Source organism: Streptococcus mitis (genome assembly GCF_003942865.1).
GTDB classification, from domain to species: Bacteria; Bacillota; Bacilli; order Lactobacillales; family Streptococcaceae; genus Streptococcus; species Streptococcus mitis_BI.
In genome coordinates, this window is record NZ_RJNZ01000003.1 from 115,409 (window position 1) to 127,856 (window position 12,448).

15 protein-coding genes and 1 pseudogene are annotated in these 12,448 nt (G+C 39.9%); 15 read left to right on the forward strand and 1 reads right to left on the reverse strand.

Annotated elements, in window-relative coordinates:
• Nucleotides 1-10: 10 nt before the first annotated feature.
• Nucleotides 11-811: an amino acid ABC transporter substrate-binding protein gene (locus tag D8845_RS03710; protein WP_125452519.1), complete on the reverse strand. Its 801-nt coding sequence runs from the start codon at nucleotides 809-811 to the stop codon at nucleotides 11-13.
• Between the two features lie 284 nt (nucleotides 812-1,095).
• Between D8845_RS03710 and D8845_RS03715 the strand changes: the two genes are divergently transcribed.
• From D8845_RS03715 to rplK, 15 genes and pseudogenes are all read left to right on the forward strand, one after another.
• On the forward strand, nucleotides 1,096-1,494 hold the full coding sequence (locus tag D8845_RS03715) for a hypothetical protein (protein WP_125452520.1): 399 nt from the start codon (nucleotides 1,096-1,098) through the stop codon (nucleotides 1,492-1,494).
• Nucleotides 1,495-1,975: 481 nt separating this feature from the next.
• Entirely contained in the window at nucleotides 1,976-2,392 is a 417-nt protein-coding gene (locus D8845_RS03725; protein WP_125452521.1) for a hypothetical protein, read from the forward strand.
• The gene (locus D8845_RS03730; RefSeq protein ID WP_125452522.1) at nucleotides 2,382-2,855 is read left to right on the forward strand and encodes a hypothetical protein; all 474 of its coding nucleotides are present in this window, start codon (nucleotides 2,382-2,384) and stop codon (nucleotides 2,853-2,855) included. Before D8845_RS03725 ends, D8845_RS03730 begins: the two co-directional genes overlap by 11 nt.
• Before the next feature lie 74 nt (nucleotides 2,856-2,929).
• Nucleotides 2,930-3,325: a hypothetical protein gene (locus D8845_RS03735; RefSeq protein ID WP_125452523.1), complete on the forward strand. Its 396-nt coding sequence runs from the start codon at nucleotides 2,930-2,932 to the stop codon at nucleotides 3,323-3,325.
• Nucleotides 3,322-4,533: a triacylglycerol lipase gene (locus tag D8845_RS03740; protein ID WP_125452524.1), complete on the forward strand. Its 1,212-nt coding sequence runs from the start codon at nucleotides 3,322-3,324 to the stop codon at nucleotides 4,531-4,533. The genes D8845_RS03735 and D8845_RS03740 overlap by 4 nt, the downstream gene beginning before the upstream one ends.
• Nucleotides 4,515-4,907 carry a hypothetical protein gene (locus D8845_RS03745; RefSeq protein WP_125452525.1) on the forward strand — a complete coding sequence of 131 codons (393 nt, stop codon included), beginning with the start codon at nucleotides 4,515-4,517 and terminating at the stop codon, nucleotides 4,905-4,907. Before D8845_RS03740 ends, D8845_RS03745 begins: the two co-directional genes overlap by 19 nt.
• Nucleotides 4,888-5,181, forward strand: coding sequence for a hypothetical protein (locus D8845_RS03750; protein WP_004269862.1), 294 nt, complete (start codon nucleotides 4,888-4,890; stop codon nucleotides 5,179-5,181). Before D8845_RS03745 ends, D8845_RS03750 begins: the two co-directional genes overlap by 20 nt.
• 141 nt (nucleotides 5,182-5,322) lie before the next feature.
• Nucleotides 5,323-5,882 (forward strand): annotated as a pseudogene (locus D8845_RS03755) (nitroreductase family protein).
• 12 nt (nucleotides 5,883-5,894) lie between these two features.
• The gene (gene pepV, locus D8845_RS03760; RefSeq protein ID WP_125452526.1) at nucleotides 5,895-7,295 is read left to right on the forward strand and encodes a dipeptidase PepV; all 1,401 of its coding nucleotides are present in this window, start codon (nucleotides 5,895-5,897) and stop codon (nucleotides 7,293-7,295) included.
• A 53-nt stretch (nucleotides 7,296-7,348) separates the two neighbouring features.
• On the forward strand, nucleotides 7,349-7,927 hold the full coding sequence (locus D8845_RS03765) for a uracil-DNA glycosylase family protein (RefSeq protein ID WP_125452527.1): 579 nt from the start codon (nucleotides 7,349-7,351) through the stop codon (nucleotides 7,925-7,927).
• 273 nt (nucleotides 7,928-8,200) lie between these two features.
• Entirely contained in the window at nucleotides 8,201-9,526 is a 1,326-nt protein-coding gene (gene brnQ / locus D8845_RS03770; RefSeq protein ID WP_185757370.1) for a branched-chain amino acid transport system II carrier protein, read from the forward strand.
• Nucleotides 9,527-9,622: 96 nt separating this feature from the next.
• Nucleotides 9,623-10,660, forward strand: coding sequence for a M42 family metallopeptidase (locus D8845_RS03775; protein WP_125452529.1), 1,038 nt, complete (start codon nucleotides 9,623-9,625; stop codon nucleotides 10,658-10,660).
• A 1-nt stretch (nucleotide 10,661) separates the two neighbouring features.
• A complete protein-coding gene (locus D8845_RS03780) occupies nucleotides 10,662-11,132 on the forward strand; it encodes an HIT family protein (RefSeq protein ID WP_125452530.1) in 471 nt (156 codons plus the stop codon).
• A gap of 2 nt (nucleotides 11,133-11,134) precedes the next feature.
• Nucleotides 11,135-11,851, forward strand: a complete 717-nt coding sequence (gene ldcB / locus D8845_RS03785) for an LD-carboxypeptidase LdcB/DacB (protein ID WP_125452531.1) — start codon at nucleotides 11,135-11,137, stop codon at nucleotides 11,849-11,851.
• Between the two features lie 122 nt (nucleotides 11,852-11,973).
• Nucleotides 11,974-12,399, forward strand: coding sequence for a 50S ribosomal protein L11 (gene rplK, locus D8845_RS03790; RefSeq protein WP_001085807.1), 426 nt, complete (start codon nucleotides 11,974-11,976; stop codon nucleotides 12,397-12,399).
• Nucleotides 12,400-12,448: the final 49 nt, after the last annotated feature.

Sequence of the window (12,448 nt, forward strand, 5' to 3'; positions counted from 1 at the left end):
TTAGTATATCTTACTGTAACTGAGATTGATCTGGGAGATAAGAACCACCTAGATAGGTATTGCTGAGTTTTTCAAGGGTTCCATCTTGGTAGAGTTCTTTGAGCGCTTTATCAAATTTCTCTTTAAACTCCTTTTGGTCGCTTGAGAAAACGATATAGTTGTTGGGGCTATCGGCAGAAGGTAAGTCAACGACTGATAGATCTAAGCCACTGTCCTTGATAATTTTTTGAACGGATACTTTGTCAAAAACTAGAAAATCAAACTCTCCGTTAGCAAGGTCTAGGATTCGTTTGCCGATATCTTCACCAGAAAAATCTATAGTAGCGGGATTGTCAGTGTGTTTCTGATTCCAGTTATTGATGAATTGAGCGTTTGAAGTTCCGGTATCCTCTTGAGTTGTTTTGCCAGCGATTTGGTCAAGTGAAGTCAGAGGATTTTTCTTGTTGCTGACAAGGACGAGGGGATTATTCGAAATTGGAAGTGAGTAAAGGTATTTTTCAGCACGCTCTTTTGTGTAACTCAAGTTATTGGCTGCGGCTTGATAGTGACCAGAATCAAGTCCTGGGAAGATACTCTCCCAGGCAGTTCTTTGGAATTGAATCTCGTAGTCGCTGAGTTTTTCATCCACTGCTTTTAGAACTTCGATATCGAAGCCTGTCAGATTGCCCTTGTCTTCGTAGTCAAATGGTGGCACATCGCCAGCTGTAGCAACGACGATTGTCTTTTGAGAGCTGGTTTCTTTAGGTGTAGCTTGATTTCCACAGGCAACCAAAAATGGTAAGATGGCTAATAATAGGCTAAATTTTTTCATAATGTCTCCATTCAAATGTAAAGTTATCTGCTAGTTTATCAGAAATGTTCCTGATGAACCAATATATATTTTTTATGGCTGTAATAAAAAATCTTAAACATAAAAAACATCTGTAAGCTCTTTCAAAATATGGTAGAATGGAAGCAGTAGAATTAGAAAAGGAAATCGCGAGTGAACTATGCTAATCTTGAATTCAATGCACAAGACCAGAGCGACTATTGGTCCTATACTATAAGGTAATTCAGACCAAGTTGCTTTATAGAATAATATAAGGAGGTGTGTTCATGAATAGGCACAAAAAATGGGGTATTATTGCTTTAGTAATCTGTATTATAGGAGGAATTGTAATGTTTAGTTTAAATCACCAAAAAGAAAAAACGTTGGAAGAGAAAATGAGAATCGAACAGGATAGGATGGCACTATTTGTGGTTAATAGAGTAAAATTAAAAACACAGAATCCGATTGAAACTATAGAATTTATAGAATTCAGAAAAAATGAAACAATAGGAACCTGGCGAATAACACTTGTAATCAATGGAATGGCAACAATATCCCTATCAGAGGATGCTTTTGGGGATGTTATACGAACATCTGGATATTATTTAGAAGACATGTCTGTTGACGAGACGGATGTTCCCTATACAAAGACAATTGATAATATAAAAATTAGTTATCTAATCTAATAGTAGTATAGAGATGAGATATGATATAATAAACGGAGATGGATTGAGAGGAAATTATGGTTAAAATAAGCAATAATATATTAGGAATAGTCTATGTCATTTCTTATCTATGTCTTCTTTATTGTCTCTGGTTGTGGAATGGTCCAACGTTTCTTTTTTTGACATTTATTTTCTGGGGTCTTCCCTTGTTGATAATAATCCTTCCCTTATTAGGTATATGGATATTTACAAACTTGAAATCCTTGGTTTTGATTGGTTATGTGGCAAGTTTATTGAACAGTTATTATCTTTATTTGGTTCTTAGAAACTTTCATTTGGAGAGGATTACTGATACAGCAGGACATAAAATTCCATTATCACCGTGGTTATCTGTTGCAATTATTGTGGTTGATTGTTTGTTTTTATCAGTAGCTACATTGGGATTTTATAAAAACTTCATCTTACCTTTCTTTAAAAAGAATGACATAGACAAGGAGTTACTATGAAAAAACGAATCAAAATGAGTATCATCACTTTAGTAATCTGTATCATAGGAGGAATTGTAATGTTTAGTTTGAATCAACAAAAAGAAAAAACGCTGGAAGAGAAAATGAGAATCGAACAGGATAGGGTAGCACTATTTGTAGTTAATAGAGTAAAATTAAAAACACAGAATCCGATTGAAACTATAGAATTTATAGAATTCAGAAAAAATGAAATAACAGGAACCTGGCGAATAACACTTGTAATCAATGGAGTGGCAACGATATCCCTATCAGAGGATGCTTTTGGTGATGTTATACGGACATCGGGATATTATTTAGAAGACATGTCTGTTGACGAGACGGATGTTCCTTATACAAAGACAATTGATAATATAAAAATTAGCTATCTAGGGGAAACTAAGGATGACGACTGAGAGAGATTTTAGATATATTGTTGATGATGTTTATGCTGTAGATTCTCTTAAAGTGAAAGTTCCTTTAAAAGAAGGGGCAATAGTAGCACAAGGGAAATTTAAAATTATAACACCTCCTGTTGACAACACTTCCAATGGTATGCAGGCGATGGCGGTTGCTCCTGTGGATAAAAATGGGAATGTGGATTATAGTCATGTGGTGATTGCTTATGCAGGGACGAATAAAGACGATCTGCTTGACATCCAAACAGATATCCAATCAATAGGATTTGGTGATAGACGGATGTTGTCGGATTCGAAAACAAAGACATTTAGAAAATCTCAATTTCAAACGGCTCTGAGTTTTGCAGAAGAAATCGAAAAAACGTATCCCTCTGCTAAAATCACAACTGCGGGGCATTCGCTTGGAGAGTCTCTGGCTATGTATGTCGCTTTAAAGCGAGGTTATGCCAATGTTAATTAAAATAGCTGTTTATATTATACTATAAGGTAATTCAGACCAAGTTGCTTTATAGAATAATATAAGGAGGTGTGTTCATGAATAGGCACAAAAAATGGGGTATTATTGCTTTAGTAATCTGTATTATAGGAGGAATTGTAATGTTTAGTTTGAATCACCAAAAAGAAAAAACATTGGAAGAGAAAATGAGAATCGAACAGGATAGGATGGCGTTATACTTAGTTAATCATTACGAAGGAGTTCGCATGGTGGAATTCGAATCTTTCTCTAAGGATAATATGACAGGGACATGGAGTGGTGATGCGCTTGTTAATGATAAGTACTATGTTAGATTCACATTATGGAATCTAGGTGGTGAAATTAGTATGTCCCAACTAACATCTAGAAATTCAGGCGAAGTTTTAGAGAAGAGAAAACAGATTGATAGTAAATCAGACTTGGACATAGATGTAAAGTATGGTAAAGTAAAATGATAACTGAAAAAGATTATAGATATATTGCTGATGACGTTTATAAAGTGGATGCTCTAAAGGTGAGTAGACCTTATAGTAAGGATGATTTAGTTGCAAACGATCGGTTTAAAGTAATCTCTAACCCCATAGACAACACCTCCAACGGTATGCAGGCGATGGCGGTTGCTCCTGTGGATAAAAATGGGAATGTGGATTATAGCCATGTAGTGATTTCCTATGCAGGGACGAATAAAGATGATCGACTTGACATCCAAACAGATATCCAATCAATAGGATTTGGTGATAGACAGGTATTGTCGGATTTGAAAACAAAGACATTTAGAAAATCTCAATTTCAAACGGCTCTGAGTTTTGCGGAAGAAATTGAAAAAACTTATCCCTCTGCTAAAATTACAACTGCGGGGCATTCGCTTGGAGAGTCTCTGGCTATGTATGTTGCTTTAAAGCGAGGTTATGCCAATGTTGGGTACAACGGACCAGATATTCATAACTTGATTTCAAAAGAAGAAATCAAGTACATGCAAGAACATCCAGAACAATTTCGCAATTACCGTCATAAGTATGATGTTATTGGCAATATTACGGGAAATACGACTCAAACAGCTATATTTCCCTACATCTACCCTGCAAAAGATAACTGGGGTAACAAGTTAGAATATCATAACTTGTCCCAGTGGCGATTTGATGAGAATGGCCAGTTAGTTGATTTGGATGGAAAACGTGTCACAAATCTCAAAGTAACAGCGCTAGCAGCAGCAACAGCAGGTATGTACCGCTACCAAAAAATCAAAAGCTACCTCTCGGTAGATGGTTTGTCAAGTAGGGAAGAGATATACTTGGATAGCTTGCAGGGAATGGCTCTAGGGGAAGGAATGGCTAATGCAGCTCGAGCTGGTGCAGACGACGTCAAGCACCTTCAAGAGGAGGTGGTGTCAAAAGCACAAGAACTATGGAATCAGCTTGACTTTAGTAGTTTCCGATACCTGAGTTATGATGAAGTCCTATCGACTTTTGCGTCTGCGGGTGTGACTCAGGCTACGATTGTCGGTTCAGTTGAGCAAGATTTTGAGCAAATGAACCAAAAAGCTGAAAAACTAGCCACAGAATTTGATACCCTTAATCAACAGATTATCCAAGTCATTGAGAATAAACTAGCTACAGATAAGGAATTGGCAGGAGAATTTAGAAAATGGAACAGTCGGATTTAGTCTTCCAGAAGTTAAAAGCAAAAGAAAAAGAGTATTATGATTTGGAAGATGAGTATCTAAAGCAGAAAGCAACTTTTACGAATCAACGCAATGAACTCTATGAACGTCGAGACCGCCTTGCCCGAATCGTCGATGACGAAGCTAGCAAGATGACTACTTTTCTTCAAAAAGGACAATATAGTTACCAAGATGGAGAACAGTTTTATAGGAGTTTACAACAATTGATGGAGGATTCTCAGTTTGCGTGCAGGCGTAGAGAAGATGAATTGCAGTATCAAGAGGATTTGTTAAACAGAGATTATCGTAAAAAGCAAGATGAGTTAGAACAGACAATCGGAGATTTAAGGAGGTCATATGCTCGCGCCATTAAATGAATATTATACAGATGAAGAATATGAATTTGCTTTACGTCAGATGTATCGTATGATGGAGAGGAACAGAATCTATACAATGGCGACAGTAATCCTAAAGGAAAAAAATTCTTTGCAAACAGATTATAAAGAAAAAGTGAGAGAAAGTGCGGAGGAGACAAAAGTCGCTATTGGGAAAATAAAATCACAGATGGATACGGCTATAAAAGGTCAGGTAAAGAAAAAGTTGGAAGAAGTGACAACGGAGAAGCTATCTCAGTATGATTCCATTTGCTAATTTTATAGTGAGTAACTAGAATAATTGCTACAAACTGCATAGAGCAGTTTTTTTGCTATTACTTTTCCTATGAAAAATCCCTGCAAGCTCTTTCAAAATATGGTAAAATGGAAGCAGTAGAATTAGAAAAGGAAATCGATTATGAAATTTCTTGAATTAAATAAAAAACGTCATGCGACCAAGCATTTCACTGATAAGCCAGTGGATCCCAAAGATGTGCGTACGGCTATCGAAATTGCAACCTTGGCACCAAGTGCCCACAACAGCCAGCCTTGGAAATTTGTGGTGGTTCGTGAGAAAAATGCTGAACTGGCAAAGTTGGCTTACGGTTCAAACTTTGAACAGGTATCATCAGCACCTGTAACTATTGCCTTGTTTACAGACACAGATTTGGCTAAACGTGCTCGTAAGATTGCCCGAGTTGGTGGTGCTAACAATTTCTCAGAAGAACAACTTCAATACTTTATGAAAAATTTGCCTGCCGAGTTTGTGCGTTACAGTGAGCAACAAGTCAGCGACTACCTAGCCCTCAATGCAGGTTTGGTTGCTATGAACTTGGTTTTGACAAATCAAAAGTCAACGAAGTTTTGGAAATCGAAGACCGCTTCCGCCCAGAACTCTTGATTACAGTGGGATACACAGACGAAAAATTGGAACCAAGTTACCGCTTGCCAGTAGATGAAATCATCGAGAAAAGATAGAAAGAAGAAAAAATGACAGCAATTGATTTTACAACAGAAGTAGAAAAACGCAAAGAAGACCTCTTGGCTGACTTGTTTAGCCTTTTGGAAATCAACTCAGAACGAGATGATAGCAAGGTTGATGCTGAGCATCCATTCGGACCTGGGCCGGTAAAAGCTTTGGAGAAATTCCTTGAAATTGCAGACCGTGATGGCTACCCAACTAAAAATGTTGATAACTATGCAGGACATTTTGAGTTTGGTGAAGGAGAAGAAGTTCTCGGAATCTTTGCCCACATGGACGTGGTGCCAGCTGGTAGCGGTTGGGACACAGACCCTTACACACCAACTATCAAAGATGGTCGCCTTTATGCGCGTGGGGCTTCGGACGACAAGGGGCCTACAACAGCTTGTTACTATGGTTTGAAAATCATCAAAGAATTGGGCCTTCCAACTTCTAAGAAGGTTCGTTTTATTGTTGGAACGGACGAAGAATCAGGCTGGGCAGACATGGACTACTATTTTGAGCACGTAGGACTTGCAAAACCAGACTTCGGTTTCTCTCCTGATGCTGAATTCCCTATCATCAATGGTGAAAAAGGAAACATCACAGAATACCTTCACTTTGCCGGTGAAAATACAGGTGCTGCCCGTCTTCACAGCTTCACAGGTGGTTTACGTGAAAACATGGTGCCTGAATCAGCAACAGCAGTTGTTTCAGGTGACTTGGCTGACTTGCAAGCCAAACTAGATGCCTTTGTTGCAGAACACAAACTCAGAGGAGAAATTCAAGAAGAAGCTGGCCAATACAAGGTGACCATCATTGGTAAATCAGCCCATGGTGCCATGCCTGCTTCAGGTGTTAATGGTGCAACTTACCTTGCCCTCTTCCTCAGCCAGTTTGACTTTGCTGGACCAGCCAAAGATTATCTTGATATTGCTGGGAAAATTCTTTTGAACGACCATGAGGGTGAAAATCTCAAGATTGCCCATGTGGATGAAAAGATGGGTGCCCTTTCTATGAATGCGGGTGTCTTCCGCTTCGATGAAGCAAGTGCTGATAATACCATTGCCCTTAATATCCGCTATCCAAAAGGAACAAGCCCAGAGCAAATCAAGTCAATCCTTGAAAACTTGTCAGTTGCTTCTGTTAGCCTTTCTGAGCACGGGCATACCCCTCACTATGTGCCAATGGAAGATCCACTTGTGCAAACCTTGTTGAATGTCTATGAAAAACAAACTGGCCTTAAAGGTCACGAGCAAGTTATCGGTGGTGGAACCTTTGGTCGTTTGCTCGAACGCGGAGTTGCCTACGGTGCCATGTTCCCAGACTCAATTGACACCATGCACCAAGCCAATGAATTTATCGCCTTGGACGATCTCTTCCGAGCTGCAGCAATCTATGCCGAAGCTATTTATGAATTGATCAAATAAAACGATAGAAGTCTGAGATTGTATGCTTAGACTTCTTTTTGGAGGGAAAGTAGATGTCTCAAATCGAAAGAATCAAGCAAGCCATTATGGCGGATCCGCAGAATGCTACCTATACAAAGCGTGGCATCGAGCCTCTCTTTGCAGCGCCAAAGACTGCTCGCATCAATATCATCGGTCAAGCGCCTGGTCTTAAAACCCAAGAAGCAGGCCTTTACTGGAAAGATAAGAGTGGTGACCGCTTGCGCGACTGGCTAGGTGTGGATGAAGATACCTTTTACAATTCAGGTTATTTTGCTGTTCTGCCTATGGATTTTTACTTTCCAGGACATGGTAAGTCAGGAGACTTACCACCGCGAGCAGATTTTGCAGAAAAATGGCATCCACAGCTCTTGAAAGAATTACCCGATATCCAGTTGACCCTCTTGATTGGCCAATATGCCCAGGCCTACTATTTAAAGGAGAAAATCAGTGGCAAGGTGACAGAACGGGTAAAACACTACCAGAACTACTTGCCAACCTATTTTCCACTGGTACACCCCTCGCCTCGAAATCAAATCTGGATGGCCAAAAATCCTTGGTTTGAGGCAGAAGTGGTGCCAGATTTGAAAAAAAGAATTAAAACCATTTTATAGTCAATGAAAATCAAAGAGCAAACTAGGAAGCTAGCCGCAGGCTGTACTTGAGTACGGCAAGGTGAAGCTGACGTGGTTTGAAGAGATTTTCGAAGAGTATAAACATTAGAATTTTCTCCTACTTGGTGTGGACTGGGTAGGAGAATTTTATTTTTAGACAATTCTCATTTTTAAGAATCTTGAAAACATTCAATATTTACTTCGTGAAGCTTTTTTCATACTCCTATTCATGATATACTAGGTCAGTATTTTATAAATATGAAGGAGATTTTCATGGCTAAAAAAGGTGCCCTAACAGGTTTACTCCTGTTTGGAATATTTTTTGGTGCGGGGAACTTGATTTTTCCGCCTTCTCTAGGTGCTCTATCTGGAGAACATTTTCTTCCTGCCATCGCAGGTTTTGTCTTTTCAGGTGTCGGTATCGCCGTCTTGACTCTTATTATTGGAACGCTAAATCCTAAAGGATATATCTACGAGATTTCAACAAAGATAGCGCCTTGGTTTGCGACTCTTTACCTCTCAGTTCTTTACTTGTCAATCGGTCCATTCTTTGCTATTCCACGTACTGCTACAACAGCTTACGAAGTAGGGATTAGCCCTCTTTTGTCGGATACAAATAAAGGTCTTGGCTTGATTGTCTTTACGGTTCTGTATTTTGCAGCGGCTTATTTAATCTCGCTTAATCCATCAAAAATCTTGGACCGTATCGGCCGTATCTTAACACCAGTTTTTGCGATTTTGATTGTCATCTTGGTTGTTCTAGGAGCTTTTAAATACGGTGGAACAAGTCCTCAAGCTGCTTCAGCTGCTTATCAAGCTTCTGCTTTTGGTACAGGATTCCTAGAAGGTTACAATACCTTGGACGCCCTTGCTTCAGTTGCCTTCAGTGTAATCGCAGTTCAAACCTTGAAACAACTTGGGTTTTCAAGTAAGAAAGAATACATTTCAACTATTTGGGTTGTTGGTATCGTTGTTGCCCTTGCCTTCAGTGCTCTTTATATCGGTTTAGGTTTCCTTGGAAATCATTTCCCAGTACCAGCTGAAGCTATGAAGGGTGGAACACCAGGTGTTTACATCTTGTCACAAGCCACTCAAGAAATTTTTGGCTCAACAGCTCAACTCTTCCTTGCAGCTATGGTTACCGTAACCTGCTTCACAACAACAGTTGGACTGATTGTGTCAACAGCTGAGTTCTTTAATGAGCGTTTCCCACAAATCAGCTATAAGGTTTATGCGACAGCCTTTACCTTGATTGGATTTGCCATTGCCAATTTGGGTCTTGATGCGATTATCAAGTACTCCATTCCAGTACTGGTTATCTTGTACCCAATCACGATTGCCATCGTTATGATTGTCATTGTCAACAAATTTGTTGCCCTTTCAAAACCGGGTATGCAGTTGACAATTGCTGTGGTTACAGCTATTGCCATTGCAAGCGTATTAGGAAGCTCATTTAAGGTTGAGTTTCTTGCAAATCTTGTCAACGCTCTTCCTTTTGCCAAGGCATCTCTTCCATGGTTGATGCCAGCTATTGTCGGAATCTTGCTCTCATTGGTTCTACCAAACAAGCAAGAAAGCGATGTTTTTGAAATGGAATAATCATTAAAATCACTTTTGTAGCCAAGTCTACAGGAGTGATTTTCTTTTTTATCCGATGATAAATGTGTTATAATAGGTAGCAAAAGAGGTGAAGAAATGAATCAAACAGTAGAATATATTAAAGAACTGACAGCCATTGCGTCGCCAACTGGCTTCACTCGTGAGATTTCGGACTATTTAGTCAAGACTTTAGAAGGTTTTGGTTACCAGCCGGTTCGCACAGCTAAGGGCGGTGTCAATGTGACCATCAAAGGTCAAAATGATGAAGAGCATCGCTATGTGACTGCCCATGTAGATACGCTGGGTGCTATTGTCCGTGCTGTCAAATCAGATGGTCGTCTCAAATTGGACCGTATCGGTGGCTTTCCTTGGAACATGATTGAAGGAGAAAACTGTACCGTTCATGTGGCTAGCACAGGTGAAAAAGTATCAGGAACCATCCTTATCCACCAGACCTCTTGCCATGTCTACAAGGATGCAGGAACTGCAGAACGCACGCAAGACAATATGGAAGTGCGTTTGGATGCAAAAGTAACCAGTGAAAAAGAAACTCGTGCTCTTGGTATTGAGGTCGGTGATTTTATCAGCTTTGACCCACGAACTGTCGTGACAGAGACAGGTTTTATCAAGTCTCGTCATTTGGACGATAAGGTCAGCGCAGCGATTTTGCTTAATCTGCTTCGTATTTATAAGGAAGAGAAGATTGAATTGCCCGTAACAACCCATTTTGCTTTTTCAGTCTTTGAAGAAGTGGGGCATGGGGCTAACTCTAATATTCCTGCTCAGGTGGTAGAATATCTGGCTGTGGATATGGGAGCTATGGGAGATGACCAGCAAACAGACGAATATACAGTGTCTATTTGTGTCAAGGATGCTTCTGGACCTTATCACTATGACTTCCGTCAACATTTGGTTGCTTTGGCTAAAGATCAAGATATTCCATTTAAGCTGGATATCTATCCATTTTATGGTTCGGACGCTTCAGCAGCTATGTCTGCAGGGGCAGAAGTCAAACACGCCCTTCTCGGTGCTGGTATCGAGTCTAGTCATTCTTATGAGCGAACTCATATTGACTCGGTGGTCGCAACGGAGCGTATGGTTGATGCTTATCTTAAGAGCGCATTGGTAGACTAATATGTGTTTGATTTGCCAGAGAATTGCGCTCATCAAGAAGGGAGCAAATCCCTATTTTGTCAAAGAGTTGGAAACAGGCTATCTTGTGATTGGAGACCATCAGTATTTTGCAGGCTATAGCCTCTTTCTAGCCAAGGAACATGTCACCGAATTGCACCATTTGAAAAAGGAGACAAGACTCCATTTTCTAGAAGAAATGAGTGTGGTCCAAGAGGCGGTTGCTAAGGCATTTACTGCAGAGAAAATGAATATCGAACTGCTGGGAAATGGCGATGCACATCTTCATTGGCATCTGTTTCCTAGACGAACAGGTGACATGAATGGCCATGGTCTCAAGGGACGTGGTCCAGTTTGGTGGGTTCCCTTTGAAGAAATGACAGCAGAAACATACCAAGTAAAAACGGATGAGATTAAACAATTAGTCGAATGTTTATCGTCAGAAGTAGATAAATTATTAGAAATAAAGGAGTAGAAATGAAAAAAAGATACCTTATCTTGACAGCTTTGCTAGCCTTGAGTCTAGCAGCTTGTTCACAAGAAAAAGCAAAAAATGAAGATGGTGCAGCTAAGACAGAACAAACAGCTAAAGCTGATGGAACAGTCGGAATTAAGTCTCAAGAAGCCACCCAGAAAAAAGCAGAAGTGGTCAATAAAGGAGACTACTACAGTATCCAAGGGAAATACGATGAAATCATCGTAGCAAATAAACACTATCCATTGTCGAAAGACTACAATCCAGGGGAAAATCCAACAGCCAAGGCTGAGTTGGTCAAACTCATAAAGGCTATGCAAGAGGCAGGTTTCCCAATCAGTGACCATTACAGTGGTTTTAGAAGTTATGAAACTCAGACAAAGCTCTACCAAGATTATGTCAACCAAGATGGGAAGGCAGCAGCTGACCGTTACTCTGCTCGTCCCGGTTACAGTGAACACCAAACTGGCTTGGCCTTTGATGTTATTGGGACTGATGGTGATTTAGTAACAGAAGAAAAAGCGGCTCAATGGCTTTTGGACCATGCGGCTGATTATGGCTTTGTTGTCCGTTATCTCAAAGGTAAGGAAAAAGAAACCGGTTATATGGCTGAAGAATGGCACCTTCGTTATGTCGGAAAAGAAGCAAAAGAAATTGCTGAGAGTGGTCTCAGTTTGGAAGAATACTACGGCTTTGAAGGCGGAGATTACGTCGATTAAAAAATAAACTTTTCTCTTGCAATTCTAGATAAATAGTGTATAATAGATGGGTATGTGAAAAGCATACTTGTGGGAGGTAAAAATCTCTAATTACCGCCAAAACCACAAAGGAGGATTTAAAAATGGCTAAAAAAGTCGAAAAACTTGTAAAATTGCAAATCCCTGCTGGTAAAGCTACACCAGCTCCACCGGTTGGACCTGCTCTTGGTCAAGCTGGTATCAACATCATGGGATTCACAAAAGAGTTCAACGCTCGTACAGCTGACCAAGCTGGTATGATCATTCCAGTTGTTATCTCAGTTTACGAAGATAAATCATTTACTTTCATCACTAAAACACCACCAGCTGCTGTTCTTTTGAAAAAAGCTGCAGGTGTTGAAAAAGGATCAGGTACACCGAACAAAACTAAAGTTGCTACAGTTACTCGTGCACAAGTACAAGAAATTGCAGAAACTAAGATGCCAGATTTGAACGCAGCAAACGTAGAGTCTGCAATGCGTATGATCGAAGGTACTGCTCGTTCTATGGGATTCACTGTTGTTGACTAATCAATAACACAGTAGAAAATCTCACAGCAGTCTATTAGTTGCTTTTCAT